Source organism: Leucobacter denitrificans (assembly GCF_014396385.1).
GTDB lineage: Bacteria > Actinomycetota > Actinomycetes > Actinomycetales > Microbacteriaceae > Leucobacter > Leucobacter denitrificans.
In genome coordinates, this window is sequence record NZ_CP060716.1 from 1,819,246 (window position 1) to 1,844,630 (window position 25,385).

The 25,385-nt window shown below is 58.2% G+C and carries 27 protein-coding genes and 1 pseudogene; 18 read left to right on the forward strand and 10 right to left on the reverse strand.

The window, feature by feature from the left end; all coding sequences use genetic code 11:
- Window positions 1–173: 173 nt before the first annotated feature.
- Both H9L06_RS08840 and H9L06_RS08845 read left to right on the forward strand, forming a co-directional pair.
- Window positions 174–611 (forward strand): Fur family transcriptional regulator, encoded by a 438-nt coding sequence (locus H9L06_RS08840; RefSeq protein ID WP_187554833.1) that lies wholly within the window; start codon window positions 174–176, stop codon window positions 609–611.
- 76 nt (window positions 612–687) lie between these two features.
- On the forward strand, window positions 688–2,190 hold the full coding sequence (locus H9L06_RS08845) for a catalase (protein WP_187554834.1): 1,503 nt from the start codon (window positions 688–690) through the stop codon (window positions 2,188–2,190).
- A gap of 92 nt (window positions 2,191–2,282) precedes the next feature.
- Here the strand turns inward: H9L06_RS08845 and H9L06_RS08850 are convergent, their stop codons facing one another.
- Window positions 2,283–2,885 (reverse strand): VOC family protein, encoded by a 603-nt coding sequence (locus H9L06_RS08850; protein ID WP_187554835.1) that lies wholly within the window; start codon window positions 2,883–2,885, stop codon window positions 2,283–2,285.
- A 116-nt stretch (window positions 2,886–3,001) separates the two neighbouring features.
- Between H9L06_RS08850 and H9L06_RS08855 the strand changes: the two genes are divergently transcribed.
- On the forward strand, window positions 3,002–3,775 hold the full coding sequence (locus H9L06_RS08855) for an IclR family transcriptional regulator (RefSeq protein ID WP_187554836.1): 774 nt from the start codon (window positions 3,002–3,004) through the stop codon (window positions 3,773–3,775).
- A gap of 17 nt (window positions 3,776–3,792) precedes the next feature.
- Here the strand turns inward: H9L06_RS08855 and H9L06_RS08860 are convergent, their stop codons facing one another.
- Window positions 3,793–4,725, reverse strand: a complete 933-nt coding sequence (locus H9L06_RS08860; RefSeq protein WP_187554837.1) for an AEC family transporter — start codon at window positions 4,723–4,725, stop codon at window positions 3,793–3,795.
- Between the two features lie 48 nt (window positions 4,726–4,773).
- On the reverse strand, window positions 4,774–5,499 hold the full coding sequence (locus H9L06_RS08865) for a GntR family transcriptional regulator (protein WP_223165187.1): 726 nt from the start codon (window positions 5,497–5,499) through the stop codon (window positions 4,774–4,776).
- A 261-nt stretch (window positions 5,500–5,760) separates the two neighbouring features.
- Between H9L06_RS08865 and H9L06_RS08870 the strand changes: the two genes are divergently transcribed.
- The 14 genes and pseudogenes from H9L06_RS08870 to H9L06_RS08935 all read left to right on the forward strand — a co-directional run bounded on the left by H9L06_RS08870 (window position 5,761) and on the right by H9L06_RS08935 (window position 19,545).
- Window positions 5,761–6,618, forward strand: coding sequence for a fumarylacetoacetate hydrolase family protein (locus H9L06_RS08870; protein WP_187554838.1), 858 nt, complete (start codon window positions 5,761–5,763; stop codon window positions 6,616–6,618).
- A 7-nt stretch (window positions 6,619–6,625) separates the two neighbouring features.
- Window positions 6,626–7,215 (forward strand): annotated as a pseudogene (locus tag H9L06_RS12055) (amino acid synthesis family protein).
- A 170-nt stretch (window positions 7,216–7,385) separates the two neighbouring features.
- The gene (locus H9L06_RS08880; RefSeq protein ID WP_187554839.1) at window positions 7,386–8,558 is read left to right on the forward strand and encodes an ABC transporter substrate-binding protein; all 1,173 of its coding nucleotides are present in this window, start codon (window positions 7,386–7,388) and stop codon (window positions 8,556–8,558) included.
- Window positions 8,559–8,587: 29 nt separating this feature from the next.
- Entirely contained in the window at window positions 8,588–9,766 is a 1,179-nt protein-coding gene (locus H9L06_RS08885) for an ABC transporter ATP-binding protein (protein WP_223165190.1), read from the forward strand.
- Entirely contained in the window at window positions 9,763–11,625 is a 1,863-nt protein-coding gene (locus H9L06_RS08890; RefSeq protein ID WP_187554841.1) for an ABC transporter permease, read from the forward strand. Before H9L06_RS08885 ends, H9L06_RS08890 begins: the two co-directional genes overlap by 4 nt.
- Window positions 11,622–13,358, forward strand: a complete 1,737-nt coding sequence (locus H9L06_RS08895) for an FAD-dependent monooxygenase (protein WP_187554842.1) — start codon at window positions 11,622–11,624, stop codon at window positions 13,356–13,358. The genes H9L06_RS08890 and H9L06_RS08895 overlap by 4 nt, the downstream gene beginning before the upstream one ends.
- 66 nt (window positions 13,359–13,424) lie before the next feature.
- Window positions 13,425–14,588: an MFS transporter gene (locus H9L06_RS08900; RefSeq protein ID WP_187554843.1), complete on the forward strand. Its 1,164-nt coding sequence runs from the start codon at window positions 13,425–13,427 to the stop codon at window positions 14,586–14,588.
- Window positions 14,589–14,619: 31 nt separating this feature from the next.
- On the forward strand, window positions 14,620–15,147 hold the full coding sequence (locus H9L06_RS08905; RefSeq protein ID WP_187554844.1) for a DoxX family protein: 528 nt from the start codon (window positions 14,620–14,622) through the stop codon (window positions 15,145–15,147).
- Between the two features lie 45 nt (window positions 15,148–15,192).
- Window positions 15,193–16,569 (forward strand): MFS transporter, encoded by a 1,377-nt coding sequence (locus H9L06_RS08910; protein ID WP_187554845.1) that lies wholly within the window; start codon window positions 15,193–15,195, stop codon window positions 16,567–16,569.
- A 29-nt stretch (window positions 16,570–16,598) separates the two neighbouring features.
- The gene (locus H9L06_RS08915) at window positions 16,599–16,886 is read left to right on the forward strand and encodes a glutaredoxin family protein (protein ID WP_187554846.1); all 288 of its coding nucleotides are present in this window, start codon (window positions 16,599–16,601) and stop codon (window positions 16,884–16,886) included.
- Window positions 16,887–16,934: 48 nt separating this feature from the next.
- Complete coding sequence (locus tag H9L06_RS08920; RefSeq protein WP_187554847.1) at window positions 16,935–17,249, forward strand: Dabb family protein; 315 nt, start codon at window positions 16,935–16,937, stop codon at window positions 17,247–17,249.
- A gap of 14 nt (window positions 17,250–17,263) precedes the next feature.
- Window positions 17,264–18,442, forward strand: coding sequence for a glycerate kinase (locus H9L06_RS08925; RefSeq protein WP_187554848.1), 1,179 nt, complete (start codon window positions 17,264–17,266; stop codon window positions 18,440–18,442).
- Window positions 18,443–18,505: 63 nt separating this feature from the next.
- Window positions 18,506–18,856: a YciI family protein gene (locus H9L06_RS08930; RefSeq protein ID WP_187554849.1), complete on the forward strand. Its 351-nt coding sequence runs from the start codon at window positions 18,506–18,508 to the stop codon at window positions 18,854–18,856.
- Window positions 18,853–19,545 (forward strand): class I SAM-dependent methyltransferase, encoded by a 693-nt coding sequence (locus H9L06_RS08935; protein WP_187554850.1) that lies wholly within the window; start codon window positions 18,853–18,855, stop codon window positions 19,543–19,545. Before H9L06_RS08930 ends, H9L06_RS08935 begins: the two co-directional genes overlap by 4 nt.
- A 27-nt stretch (window positions 19,546–19,572) precedes the next feature.
- Here the strand turns inward: H9L06_RS08935 and H9L06_RS08940 are convergent, their stop codons facing one another.
- From H9L06_RS08940 to H9L06_RS08950, 3 genes are read right to left on the reverse strand one after another with little or no spacing between them, the layout of a single operon-like run.
- Window positions 19,573–20,406, reverse strand: a complete 834-nt coding sequence (locus H9L06_RS08940) for a DUF3800 domain-containing protein (RefSeq protein ID WP_187554851.1) — start codon at window positions 20,404–20,406, stop codon at window positions 19,573–19,575.
- 18 nt (window positions 20,407–20,424) lie between these two features.
- Window positions 20,425–20,574, reverse strand: coding sequence for a hypothetical protein (locus H9L06_RS08945; RefSeq protein WP_187554852.1), 150 nt, complete (start codon window positions 20,572–20,574; stop codon window positions 20,425–20,427).
- Window positions 20,575–20,610: 36 nt separating this feature from the next.
- Window positions 20,611–21,483 (reverse strand): helix-turn-helix domain-containing protein, encoded by an 873-nt coding sequence (locus H9L06_RS08950; RefSeq protein WP_187554853.1) that lies wholly within the window; start codon window positions 21,481–21,483, stop codon window positions 20,611–20,613.
- 69 nt (window positions 21,484–21,552) lie between these two features.
- Here H9L06_RS08950 and H9L06_RS08955 point away from each other — a divergent pair, with 69 nt between their 5' ends.
- Complete coding sequence (locus H9L06_RS08955; protein WP_187554854.1) at window positions 21,553–22,056, forward strand: VOC family protein; 504 nt, start codon at window positions 21,553–21,555, stop codon at window positions 22,054–22,056.
- A gap of 3 nt (window positions 22,057–22,059) precedes the next feature.
- Here the strand turns inward: H9L06_RS08955 and H9L06_RS08960 are convergent, their stop codons facing one another.
- The 4 genes from H9L06_RS08960 to H9L06_RS11980 form a co-directional block, all read right to left on the reverse strand.
- A complete protein-coding gene (locus tag H9L06_RS08960) occupies window positions 22,060–22,347 on the reverse strand; it encodes a cupin domain-containing protein (RefSeq protein ID WP_187554855.1) in 288 nt (95 codons plus the stop codon).
- Between the two features lie 14 nt (window positions 22,348–22,361).
- Entirely contained in the window at window positions 22,362–23,642 is a 1,281-nt protein-coding gene (locus H9L06_RS08965) for a M20 family metallo-hydrolase (protein ID WP_187554856.1), read from the reverse strand.
- A 66-nt stretch (window positions 23,643–23,708) separates the two neighbouring features.
- Window positions 23,709–24,236 carry a thiamine pyrophosphate-dependent enzyme gene (locus tag H9L06_RS11975; RefSeq protein ID WP_343069239.1) on the reverse strand — a complete coding sequence of 176 codons (528 nt, stop codon included), beginning with the start codon at window positions 24,234–24,236 and terminating at the stop codon, window positions 23,709–23,711.
- Window positions 24,237–24,325: 89 nt separating this feature from the next.
- Entirely contained in the window at window positions 24,326–25,312 is a 987-nt protein-coding gene (locus tag H9L06_RS11980) for a thiamine pyrophosphate-binding protein (protein ID WP_343069240.1), read from the reverse strand.
- Window positions 25,313–25,385 lie beyond the last annotated feature (73 nt).

Sequence of the window (25,385 nt, forward strand, 5' to 3'; positions counted from 1 at the left end):
GTTGTCGTGTGCAGTGACCGGTGAGCGATTTAGCGTCAGGCGAAGTTGGAGCACCAGGCGAACTCCCGCCGCCGAAATCGTTCGTATGACGCTAGATTTTCGCCTGAAGCTCACTTGTGCACGCCAAATCTTATCTTGAGTGATTCAAAATAAGGTGCTAAGCTTGGAGCACTATGACCGAGGCGCAGACAGTAGATCCGACGCAGTTGAGCGAGCAGCTCAATGCTGTCGGCTTACGCTCTACGGCGCAGCGCCGCGCGGTCATGGAGGTACTCGCGCGCGGTGGTCACTGGACCGCCGCTGACGTCTTTGATGCGGTTGCAAAAGACCTCGACGGCACCTCGCTGCAGGCCGTGTACGGCGTGCTCTCGGCGCTGACCGAAGTCGGCCTCGCTCGCAAGATCGAGCCGCCAAACAGTCCGGCGCTGTACGAGCGGAGGGTCGGCGACAACCATCACCACCTCGTGTGCACCGAGTGCGGAGAAATCAAAGACGTGCCGTGCGCGGTGGGCGAAGCCCCGTGCCTTACGGCATCGGAGCAGTACGGTTACGCGATCCACACCGCTGAGGTCACGTACCACGGAGTGTGCCCGACCTGTCGGGCAGCGTAAGCCACTCACGCAACGCCACAGATTTCATAGATTCCCAAACATCTCACCGTCCGACCCAATGTTCAGAAAGGTCATCATGACAGAACAGAAGATCACTACCACCCAGACCGGTACGCCGATCGCTAGCGACGAGCACTCGCTCACCGTTGGCGCAAACGGCCCGACCGTTCTTCACGACCGCTACCTCGTTGAGAAGCTGGCTGCGTTCAACCGCGAGCGTGTGCCCGAGCGCAACCCGCACGCAAAGGGTGCTGGTGCATTCGGCGAGTTCGTGGTGACCGAAGACGTGTCGCAGTACACCCGCGCCGCAGTGTTCCAGAAGGGTGCGAAGAGCGAGACGCTCATTCGCTTCTCCTCTGTTGCTGGTGAGCAGGGCTCGCCCGACACCTGGCGTGACGTGCGCGGCTTCTCGCTTCGCTTCTACACGACCGAGGGCAACCTCGACATCGTCGGCAACAACACCCCGACCTTCTTCTTGCGCGACGCGATCAAGTTCCCTGACTTCATCCACTCGCAGAAGCGACTCGGTGCATCGGGTCTGCGCGACGCAGACATGCAGTGGGACTTCTGGACACTGTCGCCAGAGTCGGCACACCAGGTCACCTACGTCATGGGCACGCGCGGCCTCTCGAAGTCGTGGCGCCACATGAACGGCTACGGCTCACACACCTACCAGTGGGTGAACGCGGCTGGCGAGCGCTTCTGGGTGAAGTACCACTTCATGTCACAGCAGGGCGTTGTGCCAATGTCGGGCGATGAGGCAGAGCGGATCGCGGGCAGCGATGCTGACTACTACCGTCGCGACCTGTTCGACTCGATCGAGCGCGGCGAATACCCATCGTGGGACGTATACGTGCAGATCATGCCGTACGAAGAGGCGAAGACCTACCGCTTCAATCCGTTCGATCTCACCAAGACTTGGTCGAAGAAGGACTATCCGCGTATCAAGGTGGGTACCTTCACCCTGAACCGCAACCCGCAGAACTTCTTCGCTGAGATCGAGCAGGCTGCGTTCTCGCCGGGCAACCAGGTTCCGGGCACCGGCATCTCGCCAGACAAGATGCTCATGGCTCGCGTGTTCTCGTACGCAGACGCGCAGCGCTACCGCATCGGTGCGAACTACAACCAGTTGCCGGTCAACCAGCCGCATGCCACCGAGGCCAACAACTACATGCACCAGGGCAACATGCAGTACCACTTCCCGCCCGCAGAGCAGCGCGTCTACCACCCGAACTCGTTCGGCGCGGCAGGCGGTCCGGCAGTTGACGCTGCGGCTGGCGTCGAGGCGAGCTGGGAGTCAGACGGCGAGCTCGTGCGCGCCGCCTACACCCTGCGCGAAGATGACGGTGACTTCGTACAGCCCGGCATCCTGTACCGCGACGTGTTCACCACGGAAGACCGCGAGGCGTTCCACAGCACGCTGCTCGGCCAGGCAAACGCGATCACCATCGACGAGATCCGCGAGCGCTTCTTCCAGTACTGGACGAACGTTGACGAGGGCCTCGGCAAGTTCCTGCGCGAGGGCTACGCAGCTGGCGCGGGAGACACCGCGACCGACATTCACGAGTCGACCGACTAAGTTGCGCGAGTGATGCGGTCCTAGAGACAGCGAAAGCGAAGGCCGGCGGGGGAGTTCCCCTCGCCGGCCTTCGCCCTATTTGTCAGTTCCGCTTACTCGGCTTCGTCGAGCGGGTAGTTTGTGGCCGCAAACCTGTACATCGAGCCCTTCTCACGAATCCAGGCCTTTATATCGAACGTCTCAATGTCAATTTCCTCAATGGGCTCGGGTGTTCTCGTGACACCATCCCACCCAATTTGATCCATCGCCCAAAAGAGCTCAATGAGGTTGTTTTCGGGATCCCAGAAGTACATACGAAGCTGGCTTCCTGGCCCTCCCTTGCGCATTCCCTGGATTGTCAAGCCCTCTTTCCGGCAAATCTTTGCCGCACGACGGAGGTCTTCAAAGTCCGAGAGCTCGAATGCAATGTGGTGCAATCCTGGCTTCGCGGTGAGATTGTCCTTTTCGTTTGACCAGGTACCTGGCTGACCTTTTGCTGCCTCGGTCGGCGCTTCGCCTTTGAGTCCAAAGATTGAGACAACGTGGTGCTCGGTATTGCAGCGGAGCCATGCGCCCTTGTCGTAGGGGGATGACTCGGGGAATGGGAGCCAGTCTGAAACTTCCATTCCCAGAATCCGGCAATAGAAGTCGACGAGTCGATCGACATCCTGTGCGACCAAACCGATGTGTCCAATGGTTGCTGGGCGAATACCCATATCCTGAAATCCTTCCAGATGAAACTTGCTGACTTGCTCGATAGTCAACCACAGGGGGCACTACACTAAAACAAGCAAATCCCGATAACTGGGAAAGTTAGATGAGGTGTGATCGTATGTCTGAAGCACAGCAGGCCTCGTCGAGTGGAGGCCAGTACTCGAGCATCGGACGTGCGCTAGAGATACTCGAGGCGTGCGCTGCAGCAGAAGAGCCTCTTTCGATCACTGAGATCGCAAAACGTACGCGCATCTCAACGAGCGCGGTGCACCGCACCTGTTGGAAGCTCGTTGATCTCGGGGCGCTCACGCAAGTTGGGCACGGATTCAACCTTGGTATGAGAGTGATTGCGCTAGGCGGTTCTAGCCCTTGGCTGCGGTTTCTTCGCACTGAGGCGGCGCCCCTGCTTCACCGTCTGGCTTCCGAGACCGGGCTCTCAGGCAATCTGGCATGCTTGGTGAGCGGCAAGGCCATGCTTGTTGACGAGGTGTTTTCCGCTGAATTCGGTGTTCCGAAAGAACTTGGTAGAAAACTACCTCTGCATGCCACGGCGATAGGCAAGGCCCTGTTGGTCAATAGATCTGAGTCAGAGATCGAGCGCATCCTGGGAAATAAAGAGCTGGATCGGTATACGCCCGCAACCGTGTGCGACAAGGAGCAACTCATTGAAGAGCTGGTGTCGGCTCGCGAGCAGGGATACGTGCTGAGCAAGGGTGATTGGAAGATGGGCCGGTTCGGCGTTGGCGCACCGGTGCTTGCTGATGGTGTGACTGTCGCATCGATCGCGCTCATAGGCTCATTGGCGTTCACGATTCTTGATGGCTTGGGTGAACGAGTGCGCGAAGCGGCTGCTCAGTTAACGGCAAAACTGAGCAGCGATCAAAAGAATTAAACGATCCGTCGGCTTATTTAGAAAACGAACTGTTGGCCAATTGCAAGCACGGCTGGCAGTGTTCCAACCGAGCAGACAGTTTGGCAACCCGAAATGGCAGCCATAAGTCGCTTGTCCCCACCCATGATCGAAGCAAGTACGTAGGCAGTGGGTGCGGCTGGACCAGCGCAAATGAGGATGATGCAGATTAACGTGGTGCCGGTCACCCCGAGACTGGCCGCGATGAGCGCGGCGCTGAGCGGCAGTATGAAGAGTTTCACAGCCACACTGACGGTCATGAGAACGACGTCGTGGCGTGTGGCAACGAACCGAAGCGCCGCACCAGCAATCAGAGTTCCGCAAGCAAGTGCCGGAGCAGCGGCAAGGTCGAGGCTCACAACTACGAGATCAGGTATAGGAATGTTTAAAACATTCAGCAAGAAGCCTACGGCGCAGGAGATGATGAGCGGATTCTTGACCAAACTCCCGAAGAAGGAAATTTTGTGAGAACCGTGCGCGGGCTTCCCCCAGTGCACTAGCGCTGATACGCAAATGATGTTGACGAGGGGAACGACGATTGCGCACGCCAGTGCAAAGATCGCGACTCCTTCGTCGCCGCGATACGCAGATGCGAATATTAGGCCGATGTAGGTGTTGAACCGGACAGAACCCTGCAACAGAGAGGTTAGTTGTGGGCCGTCAATGCGAAGTAGTCGCTTACTGCAAATAACTAATAAGGCAACCGCGACAATGGGAACAACCAGGCTAATGACGAGAGAACCGGTGGGAATGATGCTGAGGTCAACGTTATAGATGGTTGAAACGAATAGCGCGGGTGCAAAAACGAAGTAACTGAGCCACTCAAGGCCTCGCCAGAACGGTTCTTCTTTGAGGAAGTGTCTCTTGAGCAAGACCCCAAGCCCCAAGAGCACCATGATCGGCAGGATCGCTGTCGATATGAGGTTGATCATGTAAGGGCTCGAACTTAAACGAAGTCGAGATTCGGTGAGGTGGTGTTATCACGCATCCACAAGACCGTCGGACGACTTGTGCACCTTGCTCTGAGCAATCAATGCGTCAATGACGTTACTCAATGTGTGACGAATATGGTTGCGAAGCAGCTCACATGCTTTGTCAGTATCGCGTCCGAGCGCGGCCTCCATAATCATCTTATGTTCGTCTGACTTGTTACGAGGGCGCGTGCGCATTCTTGCTGAGACTCGGCGATAACGATCGGCCTGATCAAAGAGCATGTTGCTAAGTTGCAACGAGCGAGGGGATTGAGCGTAGGAGAGTAGCTCCATATGGAAAGTCTTGTGCGCATCAGCCCAATCGCTATCGAGTGCTACCGGGCCTGAACCCAGTCGAGTCTCGATTTTCTCCAACTTGTAGAATGCGGCGACAACATTCGCTTCCCAATCGTCATCGCCGAACTGGATAGAACGCGCAAGTGCATTGGTATCAATCAAGACGCGCAAGTGTGTAATATCAGTAAAATCTTCAGCTGAAAGGGGAGGTACGTTGAATCCTCGACGCGCATCGGCCTCGATGAGACCCACTTGCGAAAGTCGGCTGAGTGCTTCTCGAAGCGGTGTGCTGGAAAAACCGTACAACCCTTGTAGCTCTTGCATCTTCAGGCGAGCCCCTGGTTCGAGTCGCCCATTGATGAGGTCTCGTCGAAGCTGTTCTTCTGCCAAATAGACCATCGGGGCCGATGGGGTTAATGCAGGTCGGATAGTGTTCACAAACCCTAGATTATGCCATATTTAAATTTTGTGCATTATTAATATGAAACATTTCCGACATTGGTAGCGAAAGCTCGAGTCGTTAGCAACCTCCCATTCGATTCGGACACTCTTCTTTGCGAGAAAATCGCTTACTCACTATGCAGATCACCGCAATTATGCCGTTTATTAAAATTATGCATAATCTGTTGCTATGTGCATTAAAGCTTGTTAGTGTTGGCGACGCACACAAAGTGGTGGGACAAACCTAGGAGGGTTTTCGTGAAACTTGTTTCGTTTACCGTTGGCGAAAAGGAGTCGTTTGGCGCTCTCGTCGATGAGACTGTTTACGATCTTTCACAAGCGAGTGGATCATCAACGCTTGCTGAATTCATCGGCAGTGACGGTTTCAAGAACCGTGAAGAGCTCGTGCAGCGAGCAGAACACTATCCGGCATCGGAGGTCGAATTTCTCGCACCAATTCCGAAGCCAGAGAAAATCGTATGCAGCGTGCGTAACTACATGGACCACCATAATGAGGCCATAGCGGCAGGGCTGCAGCGTGAACTTTCGGAGTTTCCACCAATCTTCCTCAGGACTTGGCGATCGCAGGTCGCGCATGACAAGCCGATTATTCGCCCCCGTGCCTCCGAAACACTGGATTGGGAAGGCGAACTGGCCGTGATTATCGGTGAGGGAGGCCGCGATATTCCTGTCGATTCGGCTATGAACCACGTCGCAGGATACAGCTGCTACAACGATGCAAGTATTCGCGAGTTCCAGTTCCATGCGAAGCAGATCGCGGCCGGAAAGAACTTTGAATCAACTGGTGGGTTTGGGCCTTGGATGATCACCAACGAAGAGTTGGATCTGACCCAACCCATACGAGTCGAGACGCGACTGAATGGTGAAGTAGTGCAGACTGGAGATACCAGTCAGATGATCTTCTCAGTTCCAGAACTCATCAACTACGCGTCGACAATCTTTGAACTCGTGCCAGGTGATGTCATCATAACGGGAACGCCAGCTGGCGTAGGATTCAGCCGAAAGCCACCTCGCTACATGAAGGCGGGAGACATCGTTGAGGTAGAAATCGAAGGTGTCGGCACTCTGCGCAACCCTGTCGAAGACCAGAAGTAGTGCCCTGATGGATGCTTCAACACTGGTACAGGTTCGCAAGCGCGCACTCACCGTAGAAACGATTTACCACGAGTTCGGCCCGAGGTCAGAGACGCCCGTGCGAATGGTTGCAGCAACTGCCGTCGTTGCGAATCCATATACTGGATCGTTTGTGGAAGACCTGAATCCATTCATGGAGGCGCTGCGGCCACTCGCTGAGGAGATGTCTCAGGAAATGGTGAAGGCTCTGGGGGATCTGACAACGTTGAGTCGTATGGCAAAGCGGCGATTGTGGGAACTGCAGGTGAGATAGAGCACGGCGCTGTGTGGCACGTTGCAGGGGGATGGGGAATGCGTCACGTTCTCCAGGAGGCACTCTCTATGGTGCCCTCTGCGAAAGCGGTTGCAGCAACGGGGTATCGACTTATGGTGCCGATGCATCACGTGAGTGCCTCATACGTGAGAAGCCATTACAGCGGAATGGAAATCGGAATTCAGGACGCGCCACGTCCAAACGAGATCTTGTTTAGTCTCGTCATGGCCGATGGGGGAAGAATCAATTCGAGGTTGGGGGGACTTACTGCGAACGAAATTAGCGTGCACGATGGGCAACGCTAGCTATCTCGAGAGTTTCAAGCTCAGAAACTCATCGGTGATATAGCGAGCAAGTTAGCAAAATAGCAAACTGCAGGGCTTTGTCACTCCGGGTGATTGACTTCGAGACGTAACCATCTGCTTTTATTCGACTACCAAATTGCATGTACAACTCAAAGAAGAGGAAACATAAGATGATTGATCAACCGCTTGGCGCTTCAGTGGCACTCGAGAAGCGCTCGCCGCTTCGCCGTGGACTCAAGGTGCTGGTTCCGCTCGTGGCCGCGAGTCTAGTGCTCTCTGCGTGCGCAGGGAATGGGGGTGCTGCTACAGATGGTGAAACAGCAGACTCGCAGACGTCCACCGACAACCCAGTTCTGCAAGAACTCTATGAAGCAGCTCAAGCTGCCGGTGAAAATCAAGTGAATGTGCTTACGGCAGGCAACGATGCAGATTTTGCTGACCCGAACTCAGGACTCGGTTACGTCGGTGCGCAGTTCGAGGAACAGTTCCCTGGAATCACTATTGAATGGACCGGGACACTGGGAACTGCTGCATTTGCGAATCTCGATGGACAGGCCCAGAGCGGGAACTACAGTACAGACGTCGTAATGTACTCGACCACGTCGGGTATCTTGAACCACCAGGCCGATGAGGGCCGATTCTTGTCGTACGCACCGAAGATCGCCGAAGAACTTGGCGCAGACTCGCGAGGACCAGATGATACGTACACGGTTGCATATAGCTCGGGCATCGGCATGATGTACAACACCTCGATGTATGAGGAAGGTGACTTGCCAACCACCCTCGACGAGCTAATGAGCTCGGAATGGGCCGGAAAGTTCGGTATGACGGAGCCAAACGGAGCCTGGCCGGCTGACGTCACGATGGCTTCGCTCGGCGAAGCGGGCGAAATGACCGAGGCTGAGATTAAGAGCCTCCTCAGCAATGCGGAGCTCTACCAGGACATGCCGACCGCGCTCAGCGCACTCGCACAGGGTAGGACCGGTGTGATCCTGTGGGCCCCAGCATCTGTGGCGATGAACATGCAACGAACCGGAGCTCCGATTGGACTTGCCTCTATGGATCGCATGTTCCTACAGCGCAACGGTCTGGGTATTGCAGCCGAAGCGCCGAGCCTAAACCTCGCGAAGCTGTTTGTCGAGTGGGCGTTCTCAGAGAACGGACAGAATGCTCTTAATGAAGGCTGGTTTGCTTACGGAGAAATGTCGTACGCACCGGATCGTGACGACATGCCACCCGCATCTGAGTTCACTGTTCCTCAGCTGCCTGTCCATGAAGAAGCAAACACTCGTCAGATCTTCTTTACTGATGTCGTGCAACCAATTCTCGAGTCTGTGAAGTAACCAAACGACTCCGCGAGAGGACGAAGATTATGAGCAATGTTGAGATTCAAAACTATGGAAAAAGCTTTGGTAAACATCAGCTAATTTCAGGCGTGAACCTCAGCATCCAGGAGGGTGAGTTTGTCACCCTCCTGGGTCCCAGCGGGTGCGGCAAGACGACGTTGTTGCGATCGATCTGTGGCTTGAGTGCACCAACCGAGGGAACTATTCACATTGGCGGAACCCTCGTGGATGATCCCGCGGCTGGCGTCTACCTACCACCGAACAAGCGCGAACTCGGAATGGTCTTTCAAAGTTATGCGCTCTGGCCGCATATGACTGTGCGAGGCAACGTGGCTTACCCGCTCAAGGCGCGTAAGCGTGACCGGGCATCGATAGCCAGGCGAGTCGAAGAAGCGCTCGAGCGAGTCGGTCTTGCGGGTCTCGGTGAGCGTCAAGTTTCAGATCTATCGGGTGGTCAGCAGCAACGTGTTGCATTCGCTCGGGCGCTCGTTGATCGCCCGAAGGTCATTCTTCTCGATGAGCCATTGTCAAACCTTGATGCGAGTTTGCGTATCGATATGCGGCAAGAGCTCCGTGATCTTCATCGTCAACTCGGGATGACGACGATATTTGTAACGCACGACCAGGAGGAAGCCATGACGCTTTCTGACCGAATCGTGCTGATGCGCAAGGGGGCGATTATGCAGGAGGGGCCACCCGAAGAGCTGTTCGCAACACCTGCCCGTCCGTTTGTCGCCGAATTCCTGGGCTACGACAACATGGTTCCAGCTACAGTCGCGCAGGGTGGTGACGAATTTGTCGTTGTTCGTTCGCACCTGTGGGCGGGGGATCTCGTCGTCAAGACTCCCGCCCCGCTGCAAACGGGTGATGAAGTGCGCGTCGCAATTCGCGCTTCGAGCATCTCGGTTTCGCATATCTCGGAGGCGGAATCTGATTCGAGGAGCGGTGCGCGGGTACACGACGTCAAGTTCTTGGGTGAAGACATTGAGTATTCGTTGCGTGCGGGGGATCTCACCTTGCTTGCTCGAGTGCCAGCTCAAGCGGAACGTATCGGTGTGGGGAGCAGAGTGAGCCTCGATATTGCGTCTCGCGTTGCAGTTGCGTTCGGCCAGGATTCGAATGATGTTTTGGGTGGATCGCCTGCATACTCCGCTCCGCAAGGCACGGGTGTGCTCACGGTTCCAACCAAGCTGGGAGTGTCATGACTGCGCCACGAACCCCACGTCTTACGCAACCAAAGGGCGGGAAGCCGAGTGGATCGACCTTACGTATTGCTCTGATCGCAACGATCCTCTTCGTTCTCGTCGTATGGCCGCTCATTATGTTGGCCTACGGTTCGTTCCGCACCGCATCGCCATTGAGTCCGGGGGAATGGAGCTTCGGGGCTTATGAGCGCCTCTGGGGATACATGAATGACGAGAATGCGCTGCGAAACTCGCTCATCGTTGCGCTCATCGCGACCCCATTGAGCGGAATTCTCGGAGTAGGTATCGCCCTGATCGTAGAGCGGACGGATGCACCATTTCGGCGAATGATGACTCCCGTCATGGTCATCATCGCAATCATGCAGGGCATCATCTATGTCGTCGGGTGGTCGCTGCTCGGTAATACCTATACCGGGGTCCTCAACGTTGCATACCGTGCGTTGACGGGCAGCGACGGGCACATCATGAATATTGAATCGTGGCCTGGGCTCGTGCTCGTGCAGGGACTTCCGTCCGCAGCAATCGTGTACCTCTTAGTACTCGGTCCAATCCGGGCGCTCGACCGCTCTCAAGAAGAGGCTTCGCTGACATCGGGTGCAAGCTGGCTTCGAACGACGTTCCTCGTCACGCTTCCGTTGCTGGCACCGATTCTCACCGGGGTCATGATGATCGGTTTCTTGGCAGAGATCATGTCTCTTCCTACAGGACTTGTCATTGGCGCACCCGCTGGCATCATGCTGCTACCGGTGAAAGTGTTTGAGAACCTCAACAACGGTAACCCGCCGCCATATGCTGATGCCGCTGCGGTGTCGCTGACACTCGTGGTTGCCACTTTGGTACTCATGCTCATTCAGGCGAAGCTGCTTGGAAAGCGTTCGTTTACCACCGTCAGCGGTAAGCCATCACGGGGAGACGTCTGGCGGCTTGGTAGGTGGCGCTGGCTCATGGGAGCAATCCTTGGCGCCTACATTGTGTTCATGTTGGTGCTGCCACTTGGGTCGATTGTGCTGGCTTCGTTCCAGCCATTCCCAGGAGTATTGACTGGGTTGTCGTTCAATAACTACAAATCGGTGCTGAACAGTACTGGCATTGTTCAAATCGTTTGGAACACGCTATTCATTGCTGTCGTCGTTGGCTTCATTGCGGTGTTCCTAGCCTTCCTGGTTGCATACATCAGTATCCGTTCGAACCCTCGCGCAGGTGTGATCCTTCGGGGCATGACCGTGCTGCCGATCGCGATGCCAGGAATCATCGGCCCGATCGCAGTGCTGTGGGGCTTCGTTTCGGTTCCCGGTTTGCGAATGCTGTTCGGCACGATCTGGCTGGTGATGTTGGCGCTGATTGTTCGAGTGCTCCCCATCGCTGTACAGCTGGGTAGCGCCGCGATCCGACAGGTCTCCCAGGATCTTGAAGACGCTGCTCGAATTTCTGGGCGCACTTCATTTCAAGCAGCCATTGGTATTACCGGGCGGTTGCTCCTTCCGAGCTTCTTTGTTGGATGGTTCATGTCGGGTCTGCTCGTTGTGAACAACTTGGAGGTTCCACTGCTGCTCGGGAGCGCTCAGTCGCAGACTGTGGCGTCACGAATCTACGGACTCTACATGGGCGCTGTTCCCTCACAGGGTGCTGCACTGTTGGTGCTGACGGTCATCGGAGTGGCGGTAATCGGCTCCGTTGGATTCATCATCACCAAAATACTGGCAAGTCTGCTCGAGCGCTTTGCCAATGCTCGGTCTGAGGCATTTCTTCAGGAAACCGAGCAGTTCAAGAATTCCATTGCACTACCAACTGACGCGGCAGGGATTGAAGAAGATCCTGCAACCACTCGGGGTGTGCAAACGATGACAAGGAGTAAATGACAATGGTTGTAGAGGCTGAGGTAACACCTGTTTCAGTGATTCCTGACCACGCCACTGTGCTGATTGCGGGTGGCGGTCCGGTGGGAACCGCGCTGGCTCTCGATCTCGCGCAGCGAGGAATCCAGAGTGTCGTTATCGAGCGGCGCACGAGTATCAAGCAGGCTGTTAAGGCACAAGAGCTGAGCGCACCGACGATGGAGCAACTTGAGCGTTGGGGTGTTGCAGACGAGATTCGCAGGCGGACGAAGGGAAGCACGCACGCCACGATCTCGTTTCGTGGCCCGTTCATTCATCAGCCTTTAGGTGAAGTTTCATGGGTGAAACCTGATCCCGAGGTGGTTGCCCAAATTCCACACGTCGCGGCACAGCGCCACCTCAACGCACTGCTGAGAGAGCGGGCTACCGAGCTTGGAGTTACCCACGTACTTGGTTGGATGGTTGACGAGATCGATGCGCAGGAAGATGGTGTAACCGTTTCATTGCGCACAACCGAGGGGGACGAGACGGCAAGCATTGCTGCCGATTACGTCGTTGGAGCAGACGGTGGTCAGAGCAGGACTCGACTGTCTGTGGGGATCGATCGCAACGAGTCTGATCCACAGGCTCGGCACTACAACCTGGTGGTGAGCCTCCCAGATCTTGCAGAGCACATTGGCTACGAGCCGCGTGGGGGAAACATCGTCTGGACCTCTGATTGGCACGCAACGGTGAGCCCCACCGATCTCGGCGAACACGTCTGGAGAGGTATCGTCGGTCCTTTCCCATTCGAGCACGAGTTAGATGACGAAGGCGTGGTCAACATCATGCGCCGGATAGTTGGCGCCGATGTCACAGTCGAGGTCATTGAGAAATCATGGTTCCCTATTCAGAGTAGAGTCGCTGCTTCCTACCAGAAGGGCAGAGTATTTCTGGTGGGTGACGCGGCACACCTCTTCCCGCCGAAACTTGGTCAGAATATGAACACGGGTATCGGTGATGCGGCGAATTTGGGTTGGAAACTCGCGGCGACTATCAATGGGTGGGGAGGCCCCCAGCTGTTGGAGTCATACGATCCTGAACGCCGCCCCCTTGGGGAGGCGACTGCGCAGGCCTCGCTCCGTGCATGGCAAGCAACGGTTAACGTTCAGAAGTTTGCCAACATCAATGGCGATCTCCCAGATCCAGACACTCTGAGTGATGAAGAGCAGCAACGACTTGTGGAGACCATGAATGAGGTCTCATATGTCGAATGGAACAAAGACGGCGTGGTCTTGGATACTCGGTACCCGAATTCAGAGATCGTGGTTGATGACGGATCAGTTGCTGAGCCGTGGGAACACACGGTGTACATTCCGCAGGCGAAGCCGGGTCACAGGGCTCCGCACGCGTGGCTGCCAGGCGGGGCGGGCGATGCTGCTGGTGAGTCAGATCGCATATCGCTCTACTCGCTCCTTGGCAAGGAATTCACACTGCTCAATATTTCGGCGTCAGAGGCCGAAGTTGAGCAAGCTAAGAGCGATGCTGCGGGCCTTGACTTGCCGCTGACAGTTGTGGATCTCACAGGGCATAACCTTCGTGGTCTATACGAGGCAGACCTCCTGCTCGTTCGACCAGATCGGTACGTTGCATGGAGGGGAAACCAAGCACCGGCTGAATCTGAATGGATCACAGCGCTCGGTGGTACTTCGCGCCGACAGCTCTCCGCGGTGAATGCCGGTGGCCTCGAGGCGACAGCAACTGGCGTGGTGGGTTAGACGTTGAGTGCCACACCGAAGTGGCAGGTCACTCTTGTCGCGGTGACTACGGTGCTGACTCTGTCAGTGTGGTTTTCAACAGCTGCGGTTGCACCTTCGATTTCACAGGAGTGGGGGCTGGTCAGCCATGAGACTTCATGGCTGACCATGTCGGTGCAAATTGGCTTTGTGGTTGGTGCGTTGCTGTCGGCTGCAGTGAACCTTGCTGATCGTGTGAGTCCTCACGCACTCATGACCGCGGCGGCTCTGCTTGCGGGTTCGCTCACCCTCATGTTCGCTTGGGTCGCCCCAAACTTGTCGGTGGCTATCGCGCTCCGCTTTCTTACGGGAGTGGCTCTGGCCGGAATCTATCCGGTCGGAGTCAAAGTCACAGCTTCGTGGTTTCGGCAGGGGCGAGCGCTAGCGATGGGGATCATGATCGGAGCGACTGCCCTGGGATCCGCCACCCCCCACCTCATTACGGGGTTCGGGGCGCCGCTCCCATGGCGCACGCTTCTCACCGCGACCAGCGTGCTGTGTGGTGTTGCGGCCCTCATCGCGCTCATGATTCGCGAGGGGCCAAACCGCCAAGAGCGGGCGCCGCTTCGACCAGGATATTTGCTCGACATGTTCCGCGACCCGGCTCAACGCCGTGTCAACCTTGGCTACTTCGGGCACATGTGGGAACTGTATGGATTCTGGACCTGGCTTCCGATGTACCTGACGGCCAGCCTTGTGATCACGCAGGCGCAAACAAGTCCAGATACGGCCTTGCTCGAGGGGCAGATCGAATCCACCGTCGGCATGCTGTCCTACTTGGTGATTGGGATTTGTGGAGCTGCAGGCTGTGTGCTTGCGGGTATCGTGGCGAAGAAATTGGGGTCGTGTCGGGTCGCATCGTGGTCCTTGGCAATGAGCGGTGTTTGCTGTGTGGCAAGTATTGCCGTGTTCGGGCTATCGACGTGGATCCTGATCCCATTTCTGTGTGTCTGGGGGGTTTCGGTTGTCGCGGACTCAGCGCAATTCTCTGCGGAGCTCAGCCACAAAGCTGATCCGCGCTACGTCGGAACTGCGTTGACGTTACAGATGGCGGTGGGTTTCTTGATCACAGCAGTGACCATTCAAATAGTTCCAATCATCGCCGCCGAATTCGGATGGCGCTGGAGCTTCTTAGTGCTCGCGCTTGGTCCGTTGTGCGGGGTGCTGGCGATGAAAAAACGGTCACAACTACCAGTTCGGCAGAGGGCATAACGGCCGTCTCAGCGAAAGAGGAATCAGAATCATGGACGAAGCAATATTGGTTTTGCGCCTCATCTTGGCCACTACTCTTTTTGCGCATGCCACGCAGAAGCTGCTTGGTTGGTTTCAAGGGGCTGGCATTGGTCGATCGGCTGATCTATTTGAGGCTCTCGGGCACCAGCCGGCGAAACTCATGGTGATGCTCGCAGGTGCTACTGAGCTCGGTGCCGCGTTGCTGTTTGCGACGGGCTTCCTGTTTCCAGTCGCAGTGGTGATGGGTGGGGCAACACTGTTTGTGGCAGCACACGCCTTGATACTCCGTTCGGGGAAATTTTGGAACTCTGCCGGAGGAGGCGAGTTTCCGTTTGTTCTCGCGGTGATGTGTTGCGCGATTGGTATCGCGGGCCCTGGCAGATGGTCTATGGATCGTTGGTGGGATGTGCCGTGGAGCGATGCTTCATACCTCACCGGAATCATCGCTATCGTGTTGGCCGTCTGTGGCGCACTGCTTCCCGTAGTTCGCGCGCGCAAAGTGGTTAGGGCGCGTGCTCACGAGCAACGCATGTCATGACCGCAAATGCGCATTGTCGTCGAAGTAAGGAGTCTAAGGGCGAACATGCGTAGCGGACGACTGCCCTTCGGGCCTGCTGCCACGCTCGCCGTGCTCTCATCGGGGGCAGGCGTATTTACCATCTTGCAGTCGATCTTGAGTCCAGCACTTCCTGTCATTCAGGCTGAGCTAGGAACAACTCAGCTGCACGTGACGTGGGTCGTGACCGCGTATTTGCTGTCTGCATCGATATGTACCCCAGTGCTTGGGCGGCTGGGCGACACCTTCGGCAAAAAGCGAGTGCTCGTCATCGCGATGTCGACCCTCGCGTTTGGTGTCTTGGTGTCTGGGCTTTCGACATCGATCGGAATGATGATCTGTGGGCGGGTAATACAGGGAGTGGGCGGGGCAATATTTCCGCTGTCATTCGGCATTCTGCGGGATCAACTTGAGGGCCGGTCTCTGCACAGATCTGTGGGGGTTCTCGGCAGCGTCGCGGCTGGAGGGGTGGCCATCGGCAGCCTGTTGTCTGGCCTGATCGTCGACACACTCGGCTTTCGCTGGCTGTTCTGGTTCCCGCTGATTGTGCTCCTCATCTCACTCCTGTTCATGAGAGTGCTGTCCGATTCGCCGGTACATCCAAGCCCCGTCAGTGTTGCGCCGATCCTCTCCTTTGCGACCTGGCTCACCGGCCTCCTCTTACTCACCACAAATGCCCAAGTGTGGGGAATCGCATCGCCCATCACGATCGGGGTTGCGGTGATCTCAGTGCTCGCGTTCATTGGGTGGATCCTCGCGGAGCGGTACTCGAGGGGCGCACTCATCGACCTGAAACTCATGAAATCAAATATCATGTGGACTACGAGCGTGTTGTCAGCAGTCATCGGCATTCCGCTGTTTAGCCTGCAGACGTTCGTACCGCAGTACCTGCAAGCGCCTCGGGCCACTGGGTACGGATTCGATATGACCGTGTTGCAGTCGGTGTTGGTCATGCTGCCACTGTCGGTGGCGCTCTTTGCCATGGGGTTCGTATCTCACCATCTCATCGCCAAGTACGGGTTCCGCAAGGCGCTTGTCGGTAGCGTCGCAGTGGTGCTGCTCGGCTGCGCCTTACTCGTTACCCCGGTCGTCGAAATATGGCAGGTCTCGGTTGCTTCGCTACTCGCCGGGGTGGGTATGGGCGCGGTCTTAACGATCATGCCGGTGCTTGTCGTAACTGGTGTGTCTGCTGATCAAACTGGTGTTGCAGGCGGAATTAATGCCAATGTTCGTGCGGTCGGCGGAGCTATCGGAACCGCAGTTATTGCGGCGATCATTAACGCGTTCGAGGGGCCAACTCCGAGAGCACAGGACTACCAATACGGATTCACGGTGTTCATCTTCGCGTTACTCCTTGCGCTGATTGCCTGTTTGCTGATCAGGGCCAGTGGTGAGTCGCGGTGAGCAGGATCCGAATGGCGTACCCTTGATTCGTGCCCGTAACCCTCACGCTCATCGGTAAGCCCGGTTGTCATCTCTGCGATGACGCGCGGGTAGTTATCGAAGAAGTGCGTGGGTCGGTCGCGAAGTCGGGCATCGACACCGAGCTCGTTGAGCGCAACATTCTCGAAGACGAACAGCTCGCGAGGCTGCACTCCGAAGATATTCCCGTTGTGCTCATCGGTGAGAAGCGGCATGCGATCTGGCGAGTGGATCGCGACAAGCTCGAAGCCGCGATAACAAAAGCGGCACGCACGTCGAAGCTGCCGTGGCGCAAGTGATCCACAACGAACGTAAGTGCTGAACCCAAAAACACCAAAGGAGTCATTGTGACCGTACGCCACATCGTGTGCTGGAAGTTGAACGGCGAGACCGCCGAGGAGCGCGCAACGCAGGCCGCAGATATTGAGGCGAAGCTGCGCGAACTGCCGGCCACCGTGCCCGGCATTGTGGCGTTTGACGTGTTTCGCAACGAGTACAACGGCGACGTGAACTGGGACGTAGCGCTCGTCAGTGATCACCGCGACAAGGCGGCGCTCGATGAGTACGCGGTTCACCCCGACCATGTTGCGGTCGCGGGGTTCATCAAGGAGCGCGTCGCGCAGCGCTCTGGCGTTGACGCAGAGCTGACGGGCGCGAAGTAACGCCGATTCGGGGCATGGCTGTGAACGTTCGCCCGGTCATCGTCGCTGCGCCCGATTCATTTAAGGGAAGCTGCGAGGCGATCGATGCCGCGCACGCGATGCTCGACGGTGCGAGGGCGGTCTTTGGTGACGCTGCCGAGTACGTCGCGATTCCGCTTGCCGATGGGGGAGAGGGTACGCTCGACGCCATGCTCGCGGCGTGGGGCGTCGACGCGCGCACCGCGCAGGTGCACGACGCCATCGGCCGCCCTCGCACGGCGCGCTACGGGTTGAGCCCCGATGGCAACACGGCGATCGTTGAGGCCGCCGAGGCGAACGGGCTGCCCTGGGTGAGCGACGTAGATTTGCGTCCACTCGACGCGAGCACCGAGGGTGTCGGCGAGATCGTGCTCGCCGCGCTCGATCGGGGCGCGACCTCGATCCTGCTCTGCATCGGTGGATCGGCGACGAGCGACGGCGGCACCGGCATGCTCCGCGCGCTCGGCGTACATTTTCTCGACGCTGCGGGCCGCGAGGTGCCGAGGGGCGCCGCGGGGCTCTCGCAGATCGAGCGGATCGACGCTTCGCGCCTCGATCCACGTGCTAAAAATGCGAGCTGGCGCATTGCGGTCGACGTCAACTTCCCGCTCACCGGGCCACGGGGAGCGGCAGCGGTGTTCGGCCCGCAGAAAGGTGCGACCCAGGCAGATATCGAGGTCATCGATGCAGGTCTCGCGCACCTTGCCGCTCTGCTCGCGAGTGGCGCCGGCATTGCGGCCTCTAAGTACACCGACAGGCCAGGTTTCGGAGCTGCGGGCGGCATGCCACTGACGGGTGTCGCGCTGCTCGACGCCGAGACAATCGCGGGCGCTGACCTCGTCTCAGAGACCATCGGGTTACCGGGCCTGCTTGCGCCCGCAACGCTCGTGCTCACCGGTGAAGGGCGCCTCGATAGCCAGTCCGTGAACGGCAAGGTCATCGACCTCGTGGTTCGGTCGACACCGGCCGATGTGCCGGTCGTGGTGATCGCCGGTTCGGTTGCACTGAGCGCGACCGAGTGCCGAGACGCCGGTGTCACCGCTGCATTCTCCATCGCGCCGGGTCCGACGACGCTCGAAGACCTCATCGCCACCGCCCCCACACGCATCGCCGAGACCGCTGAACAGGTGTGCCGCCTGTACGCCCGCTCACTAGGCCTCGACAGCGGGCGATAGCGGTGAGAATATGTGTATAGGGCCGGGCGCATCCGACGCTCGGTGCAGCGTGAGGAGGCAACCATGCGTTATCTCTTGTTCTGGCATATACACGATGAAGAATTGCGGGCGAAGACTCCGGAGTGGCAAGAAGAGATCACCGAGTTCCTTGCTGTTTTCGAGAACGAGCTTTCGCAACGTTCTGAACTTGAGTGGGTCGAGGTTCTTGCCCCTGATACCCAGGCGGTAGTAGTCGGGCCCGATCTGGTGTTGAGCGACGGCCCCTATAACGTGAACGGCAAACCTGTGGCACGCATCTGGTCGATTCGCGCCGCAAGCAAAGAACGCGTCGTGCAGATCGCCGAGCGATTTGCTGGCGAACTCGACACGTGGATTGAAGTGCGGGAGTGTCTTGAAGGAGCGCAGCGGCCGTGAGTGAGCAGTCACATGAGCATGCGGATCATTCCCGCACTGACCTCCAGACCGAGGAGCTCCACCCTGAGGAGTACTGGGAACGCCGGTACGCGAGCGCAGGCGCTGTTTGGTCGGGTGAGGTGAACGCATCGCTTTCCAAACTCGTGCGCGACCTCACTCCCGGCACCGCTCTCGATCTTGGGTGCGGTGAGGGTGGCGACGTGCTGTGGCTCGCCGAGCAGGGCTGGGAAGTCGCGGGCATTGACCTGTCCCCGACAGCGATCGAGCGGGCAACGCGGGCCGCGGTCGAGCGAGGGTTCACACACGCTCGGTTTTATGCGGCGGACCTTGGGCGGTGGGCCGACCAACCTGCGTCCGTCGGCGGCCCGATTGGGCCCTTTGACCTTGTGACAGCGAGTTTCTTCCAGTCGCCTGTTGAACTGCAGCGCGAACATATTCTCCGTGCTGCCTCCTCCCGGGTTGCGGTTGGAGGGCACCTGGTGTTGGTGTCGCACGCATCCGGACGACCGGGTCACACCGACCCGCCCGAGGACCAACCAGACCACTTCGTGTCGCCTGAGGATGAGCTCACTGCGCTCGCGCTCGACGCCTCGCAATGGCGGGTCCTCGTCGCCGAGCGGCGCAGGCGCAGTGACGCGGCGGATCATCACCCCGACGACACCGTCGTCGTCGCCCAGCGCATCGCCTAAGCGAAATCAACGGACTCGGCGAGGTTCTCACAACTCGGCGCGAGGGCTGAGAGCATCCCCGACGCATTGTTGCAGGGTGGCCCCTGGAGTTCTCAACTGAGAATTGAAATTGCTATCGACCCACTTCAATGGGTGAATGAGGGATCTAGTTCGCACCGAACTGTGGGTTTCGGGTACGAAGATGCGCGATTCTGTGGTTGCCCAGTTGCGAACGATGTTCTTGAAAGCGTTCGGTGCCCAGTCGAACTCATTTGAATCGGTGAAATGATAGTGTACGGTTCGCGAAGTAATCGCGCACAACCAATCTGCGAATTGCATTGCCCCGTAACGATGGCTTTCGAGTTGCATTGGCACCTCGATTATCCGCTTCATTTCAGGTTCCTTCGCTGAATAAATGAACGAGGCCATACGTGTGATCGCATCTTCGCGAGGCATAGGGCCTCCTTGATCGAGGAGTACGGTGAGGTTACGGCCATTGCGTTCGGCGTATAAACACAGCCGCTTCACTACATCAATAAGTACCCTGCTTGTGAGTTCTGCCGGGGTTTGCCCGGTCATCGTCGTCGTTCCTAAAGGCATAACAACGCCGGAGTAAAAGCAGTTGCCGCCAAACCGTCGCACATTCTCGGCCGGGACAAGGATGCCAGCGTATCCAAATACTGGATTATGGAAGAATTTCTTGTGATTAGTCCCGATATAAGGTCCGACGTGTCCGAACTCATCAAGATACGCAATGAGCATGCCGTCGGGTATCTGCTGGAACGCAGAAGGCGACCCGAGGCCGCCTTCTGGAGTTGGCGCGTGGTCCGCTGAAGAACTGCTACCGCCTTCAGTGTAAACGTGTGTTTTGCGTGAACGCAATTCCGATCTACCCGACGGCTACTTGGAGTCCTCGTCGATTCCGTGCATTGGATAGAGGCCTGAACTGACTGCGGTCTCGAGGTCTTCTTTGAATGAAGCTTCGTCAAGTTTGGGAATCTCGCCAAATTTGGCGATAATTTCGCTCGTGGTGGCAGAAGTTGTTGGCACCAGGAACTCCTTACGGAATCGAAGGCTAGCGTTGGCTCACGGAGACCCCTTCCGCGGGGACGATTCTATGCCCCGGTATTGTGTTGGGGTCAAGCCGAGCACCGCGGTGAAATCATTCGTGAAGTGGGCGTGATCTGAGTACCCGAGTTCGGCGGCAAGATCTGCCAGCGAAAGGTTTGCGTCCGCACTCAACCGTTCCGCACTTTCCTGCAGTCTGCGCCTGCGGATCATCGAGAGTGGAGGGAGCCCGAAGTACTGATCCGCAATGCGCTGAACCGTACGCGCTGACGTGCCGAGGCGATCTGCGAGCTGATCCACTCGCGTGATCGAAGCATCGAGCAGCAGTTCGCTCATGCGGTTCGCGAGCTTGTCGGTTGCGCTCCTCGCGCTCGCCGCGGGTACACGGTTGTGGATCCACGCACCCAGTGCCGCAGCCGCAAGTTCGCGTTGGCCGGCACGATTTAGTGGATCTCCCGCATCTTCAAGACCGCTCGAGGCGTTCCGATCCATCGCTGCCACCACCTTGGCCAGCAGATCAGGAGCATTGACGATGACTTCAGTGTCGCGCACCGACGGCAACTGGGCGTGAAGCGCATGTGCAGCGGCTGGTCGCAGCAGCGCACCAACTGCCCAACCCTGCCCCTCGAGCACGCGCTCGGAGCGTCGCGTCGGTGGCCCGACGAAAGAGACACGGCCAGTGGACGCGCCTCCGGCCGACTCAACAACAAGATTGCACGCTGGAAAAGGAAGGATCTCTTGCCGCGACTGCACGCCGTGAGGTAGATCCCACACAGGGATCCAGAACCACCTCACCGCATGCGCGAGCGACTCGGGTGCTTGCAAGCGGTGAAACTCAGGGAGCCTGCTCGGGTACAGGATCCCGCGCGCTGACGACTCGCTCTGGCTCACGTCTATAATCTTCCGAGGTTGGCGCAAATTTTCAAGCCCTCGCCTAGCGAAGCGGCGTACGCTGCATACATGAGTGAAACAGCAAGCCGCGCGGCGAGCGGCGAACACACGACCAACGGACGGCCTCACGGGTCGACGAGCCTCACCCCGTTCATCGTGGTCGAGCGTGCCCGCGAGGCGATCGACTTCTATCGCGACGTCTTTGGCGCCCGCGTCGTTGATGTCACCGAGATGGGCGGTGTGGTCGCCCACGCCGAGCTCGACTTCGGGTCCGGCAGGCTGCAACTCGGCCAGGCGATGCCCGACTACCACCTCGTGCCGCCGCCCGCGGGTGACGACGACTGCTATTCGCTTGCGCTGTACAGACCCGATGTCGATGACGTGGTGGATCGCGCCGTCTCCGCCGGCGCCACCTTACGCGAGCCTGCCGCAGACTTTGTTTCGGGCGACCGTTTTGCGAGCATTCGCGACCCTTTCGGGGTGCGTTGGTCGATTATGACGCGCGTGGAGGATCTCTCGGATGAAGAGAGTGTTAAGCGGGTACGCGAGTGGGCTGCCTCGTATGAGGGGTAGTGCTTACAGCCGCTCGATCTCAACGAACACGATGTTCTCGTCGGAGTAGCGGTTGCTAATCGTGTGCTCTTGCCCGGCGGAGCGCGTGTAGCTCACGCCCTGCGTGAGTTCGGCGACAAACTCGGTGCCATCGGAGTTCTCGGCATGCATGCGTCCCGTCACCATGGGAACGACGACATACTCGTAATCGTGGCGATGCATCGGAATCGAGCCGCCCGGCTCGATCGTCCACTCAGTGACACGAAAGTGCTCGTTTTCAAGCTGTACTACGCTATGTGATCCGGTACCCACGAGGTCCTCCTTGGCTACGACGATACGCGAGTTCCGAGCACCGCGGGGTTTTCAGGAGCGAGCGCGCCCTCAGCCAGCTTGCGCACGACTCCAGTGAGAGCTTGCAGTCCTGCCAAGAGATCGTCATCATGAGTGAACTCGTCGAGGTTGTGCGAGACTCCGTTGACGCTCGGCACGAAGAGCATGACGGTCGGCACCTCATCCTTCATATTTGTTGAGTCGTGACCCGCGACTGTGAGCACGCGATCGTGGGTGAGTGAGAGTTCGGCAGCGACTTCGCGAGCCAGTTCGACTCCGGCTTCAGGGTACGGGTTCTGGTCCCAGCTGTGTTCAGCAATGATCTCCACGTCCACACCATCGTTCTGGCGCACCTTCTCGACGGTTGCCATGAGCTTTTCGTACGCGTCGCGAATCACATCACCACTTGGGGAACGCAGGTCGAGTAACAGCGTGACCTCACTCGCGACGACAACAGGAGAGTTGGGGTAAACGTTCAGCTCGCCGCACGCGGTGTGCAGCATCCCCGGCTCGAATTCGTCAACGAGTTCACGAGCGGCCACAACGAGTCGCGCTGCACCGAGCAGCGCGTCGCGTCGGTCTGGCATCGCTGTCGCGCCCGAGTGCGCCTGCTCTCCCGTGATCTTGAACTCAAACTTATGCGCCGCCCACGTCGCGTTCACGAGCCCTATGGTTACGCCGTCTTCTTCCATGCTGCGACCCTGTTGCACGTGGATCTCAGCGTAGGAGGCCACCTCGATGCGGTCGAGGTCGCCGCGCTCATCGATGAGGTCGAGGGCTTCTCGAACAGATACGCCTTGACCGTCAACAGTGTCCAGTGCAACGTCGAGAGGAAGTTTGCCGGTGAACACCGAGCTTCCCATCATTGAAGGCTTGAAACGTGAGCCCTCTTCGTTAAACCAGTTCACCACGGCAAGATTGAAGCGGGCGCGCTCTGGGTGGTTGCGGAACTCTTCGGCGAGAGCGAAGCATGCGTGAGCGCCTGACATTACACCATAAGCCCCGTCGAACCGGCCGGCCGTCGGTTGCGAGTCCATATGTGACCCGACGAGCACGAACGGCGCACCCGGTACGAGCTCGAGTAGCCCGAACTGGTTGCCGATTGCGTCTCGTTTCACGGTGAAGCCGTGGCCTTCGAGCAGCCCTTCAAACCACTTGCGTTGCTCGCCGTCGGCAGCGCTCGCTGCTTGTCGTTCGACGCCGTTCGTGCCTTTGACAGCTCCGAACTTCGAGCTCACGGCCCAATCGGTGAGAAAGGATTCGTTTATTTCGTTCACGTGTGTAGCTCCTCGGGTTAGCAATGTATCGGCACTAGCGCAGCGATGGTGGTGCGCAGGTGCGGTTTAGCTGGTGCTCGGCGCGCGAGTCTCGGGGTCGGTGATGACGTGGATCACGCTTCCCGTGCTGCTGGCGAGAGCGCGGTTCAGTGCCGGTGCGAATTCCTCAGTCGTTCGCACCGTTTCTCCGTGAAGCCCGTAGGCCCGACCGAGCGCTGCGAAATCTGGGTTCGTGAGATGGGTTCCCGACGGGCGATCAGGGTAGTGCGCCTCTTGATGCTCGCGGATCGTCGCGAAACACCCATTATCAACCACGATGGCATGCACTTTAGCGCCATAACCGACTGCGGTCGCGAGTTCTTGACCGTTCATCATGAAGCACCCATCACCTGCGACCGTGACGACGGTGCGCTCAGGGAAGATGAGAGCACTTGCGACCGCAGCAGGAACTCCGACTCCCATAGCACCATTTCTCGGTGCGACAAGTGAATTTGGAAGCTCATGGGTGAGGTAGCGTCCCGCCCAAATAGCGTGGTTACCTGCGCCGTATGTGACCACGGCTTCACCTCGAGTTGTTTCCTCGAGTACTTTCATAGCCTGATAGAGGTCTACGCCTGAATCCTCGTGTGCGCTCGGGGTGCGAAACTCAAGGTGCTCGTCACGGGCCTCGGAGCACCAGTCGGTCAGGGCTCCTGCGCGCGGGGGAGCAGGGGCACAAAATTGGCGGGCGTGCTGACGATCTGCAGATCGACGCGCCCCGAGTGCCCAAGCAGAGACGCATCGGGCGAGACGACGACGGTAGTCGCTCCGAAGCCAATGCGGTACCCGTCACTCAGCACGTCCGAGCGTACCGCTCCAACAAATACGAGTAGGTCTGCTTCGTCAAACCTGCGAGCCAGCGCATCGCTGCGGCCATACCCGAGACTCCCCACGTATGAGCTCGAGGCGTGAGGTATCGCGTCGTACGCCCGAAAGTCGGTGGTGACGGGGACGTGTGCAGCTGCAGCCCACTCAGCGAGAGCTGGCCCTGTGCCGTCGCGCCAGCCGTCTCCTCCGAGAACGAACAGTGGGCGTTCGGCACGGTCGAGAAGCGCCTTAAGCTCGGCCATTTGGGCGGTGCCCGGTGCTGGCGACGCAGCTGGGCGCGGTCTCACTGGCTCTTGCTCAGTGAGATGCGTGAGTACGTCTTCGGGAAGTCCGATTACCACCGGTCCGGGCCTGCCTGACGCCGCAGTGAAGAGCGCATCGTCGACGAGCTCCGCAGCGGAGTCGGCGTCGTCGAGTATCACGACCTTCTTCGCGGTGGAGCCGAACCAAGCATGTGGATCAAACTCCTGGAAGGACTCACGATTGCGGTCCGCAACGGGAACCAGCCCGATCATGAGGACAAGCGGCGTCTGATCTTGGTACGCAGTGTGGATAGCGATTTGGGCATTTGCAGCCCCCGGGCCTCGGGTGACAAGCGCAATTCCGGGCTTTCCCGTGAGGCGGCCCTCGGCGAGCGCCATGAACGCTGCTCCACCTTCGTGGCGGGCAACGACGTTCGTAATGTCCGAATCGTAGAGCCCGTCCAGCACATCGAGGAAGCTTTCCCCGGGCACGCTGTAAACTCGTTCAATACCCGACGCAGTCAGTTGCTTGACGATCAGGTGACCGGCGCTATGGGCCATTCTCAGGAGCCTTTCCGTGCGGAGGAAGCGGTGCGCTCGATCACACCGTCGTACTGGCAATCGTTCCATCTTC